The sequence below is a fragment of the Vibrio sp. 10N.261.52.A1 genome (genome assembly GCF_002876325.1).
Classification (GTDB): Bacteria; Pseudomonadota; Gammaproteobacteria; order Enterobacterales; family Vibrionaceae; genus Vibrio; species Vibrio chagasii.
Genome location: NZ_MCYD01000649.1, coordinates 1 through 2913 on the forward strand (window position 1 = coordinate 1; position 2913 = coordinate 2913).

A 2913-nucleotide genomic window follows, 5' to 3' on the forward strand; every position below is an offset into this window, starting at 1 on the left:
ATAATATACTCAGCCCTGAAAGCAATTTACTAAGAACGCTGGTGTTTAAGGTTAACGGCAAGCAGCGAGTTTAATAAAAAGTTTTTAATATTTATTATTTTAGGAGATCCACCATGCCTGTAACTAACTTAGCGGAACTTGATGCTCTAGTAGCTCGCGTCAAAGCAGCACAAGAAGAGTTTGCAACATTCTCTCAAGAGAAAGTAGACGCAATCTTCCGTGCAGCTTCTCTTGCTGCTAACCACGCTCGTATTCCACTTGCACAACAAGCAGTAGCTGAATCTGGAATGGGTATTGTTGAAGATAAGGTTATCAAAAACCACTTTGCATCTGAATTTATCTACAACAAATACAAAGACGAAAAAACATGTGGCATCTTAGAAGAAGATGACAACCTAGGCACAATGACTATCGCTGAGCCTGTAGGTATCATCTGTGGTATCGTTCCAACAACGAACCCAACTTCTACAGCAATCTTCAAATCTCTAATCTCTCTTAAAACACGTAACGGCATCATCTTCTCGCCACACCCACGTGCAAAGAACTCAACTAACGACGCAGCGAAACTTGTACTAGACGCAGCGGTTGCAGCGGGGGCTCCAAAAGACATCATTGGTTGGATCGACCAACCATCTGTAGAGCTTTCTAACGCGCTTATGAAGCACGACGGTATCGCACTTATCCTTGCTACTGGTGGTCCAGGCATGGTTAAAGCAGCATACTCTTCTGGTAAGCCTGCTATCGGTGTTGGTGCTGGTAACGTTCCTGTCGTTATCGATGAAACAGCTGACATCAAACGTGCTGTAGCGTCTATCCTAATGTCTAAAACATTCGATAACGGCGTTGTATGTGCTTCTGAGCAAGCTGCAATCGTTGTTAGCGATGTATATGAAGAAGTTAAAGAGCGTTTCGCTTCTCACAAAGCTCACGTTCTATCTAAAGCTGACGCTGATAAAGTACGTAAAGTACTTCTTATCGACGGTAACCTAAACGCTAAAATCGTAGGTCAACCTGCTCCAGCAATCGCTGAAATGGCTGGTGTTAAAGTTCCTGCTGATACAAAAGTACTTGTAGGTGAAGGTCTTGGTAAAGTTTCTTACGATGACGAGTTCGCTCACGAGAAACTGTCTCCAACTCTAGGTCTATTCCGTGCAGACGACTTCGAAGACGCTGTTGCTCAAGCGGTAACTATGGTTGAAATCGGTGGTATCGGTCACACATCTGGCCTTTACACTAACCAAGATACAAACGCAGACCGCATCCGTTACTTCGGTGACAAGATGAAGACTGCTCGTATCCTAATTAACATCCCGACTACTCACGGTGGTATCGGTGACCTGTACAACTTCAACGTTGCACCTTCTCTAACTCTAGGTTGTGGTTCATGGGGTGGTAACTCTATCTCTGAGAACGTAGGTCCTAAGCACCTTATCAACAAGAAAACTGTAGCGAAGCGAGCTGAAAACATGTTGTGGCACAAACTACCTAAGTCTATCTACTTCCGTCGTGGTAGCCTTCCAATCGCAATGAGCGACCTAGAAGGTAAGAAACGCGCATTCCTAGTAACTGACCGTTTCCTATTCAACAACGGTTACGCTGATGACGTAGTTAGCCTGCTTAAAGCACAAGGCATTGAAGTTCAAACTTTCTTCGACGTAGAAGCAGATCCAACACTATCTGTTGTTGAGAAAGGCGCTGAAGCAATGAAGAGCTTCCAACCTGACGTAATCCTAGCTCTAGGTGGTGGTTCACCAATGGATGCTGCGAAGATCATGTGGGTTATGTACGAGCACCCAGAAACTCACTTCGAAGAACTAGCAATGCGCTTTATGGATATCCGTAAACGTATCTACAAGTTCCCTAAAATGGGTAAGAAAGCTGAGCTTGTATGTATTACTACAACTTCAGGTACTGGTTCAGAAGTTACGCCATTCGCGGTTGTTACAGACGACAAGACTGGTGCTAAGTACCCACTAGCTGACTACGAAATCACGCCAAACATGGCTATCGTTGATGCTAACCTTGTAATGAACATGCCTAAGTCTCTAACAGCATTCGGTGGTTACGATGCAGTAACTCACGCTCTAGAAGCTTACGTATCTGTTCTTGCGAACGAGTACTCAGACGGTCAAGCTCTACAAGCACTTAAGATGCTTAAAGAGTACCTACCTTCAAGCTACGCGAACGGTGCAAACGACCCAATCGCTCGTGAGAAAGTACACAACGCAGCAACTATCGCTGGTGTAGCATTCGCGAACGCATTCCTAGGTGTTTGTCACTCTATGGCGCACAAGATTGGTGCTGAGTTCCACCTACCACACGGTTTGGCGAACGCACTACTAATCTCTAACGTTGTACGTTACAACGCGAACGATAACCCAACTAAGCAAACTGCGTTCTCTCAATACGACCGCCCACAAGCACGCCGTCGTTACGCTGAAGTAGCTGACCACCTAGGCCTAAGCCAAGAAGGTGACCGTACTGCTCAGAAGATTGAACGTCTACTAGCATGGCTAGAAGAGTTGAAACTGAACCTAGATATCCCAACGTCTATCCAAGCGGCAGGTGTATCTGAAGCAGACTTCATCGCTAAGCTAGAAGAGCTAGCTGTAGAAGCGTTCGATGACCAGTGTACAGGTGCTAACCCACGTTACCCACTAATCACTGAGCTGAAAGAAGTGCTACTAGCGTCTTACTACGGTAAAGCATTTGTTGAAGGTGAAACTTTCGAAGGTACTACAGTTATCCTTAAGAAAGCTGACCAAAAACCAGCTGAAGCGAAAGCAGCGCCAAAAGCTAAAAAAGAAAAAGCTAACGCATAAGTAAGACGTTAGTTATGAGATAAGTTTTCGCTAGCACGATACTTATCTATCGGGAAAAGATTAAAGCCCCAGTCGAGAGTGAACTGACCCC

At 45.0% G+C, this 2913-nt stretch carries 1 protein-coding gene; it reads left to right on the top strand.

The features are described 5' to 3' along the window. Positions 1-113: 113 nt before the first annotated feature. Positions 114-2822, top strand: a complete 2709-nt coding sequence (adhE, locus tag BCT81_RS12145; RefSeq protein WP_102424561.1) for a bifunctional acetaldehyde-CoA/alcohol dehydrogenase — start codon at positions 114-116, stop codon at positions 2820-2822. The last annotated feature ends 91 nt before the right edge of the window (positions 2823-2913 follow it).

Excerpts from the sequence above, each read along its gene's own strand:
- adhE (WP_102424561.1), top strand. The coding sequence starts at position 114 with ATGCCTGTAACTAACTTAGCGGAACTTGATGCTCTAGTAGCTCGCGTC.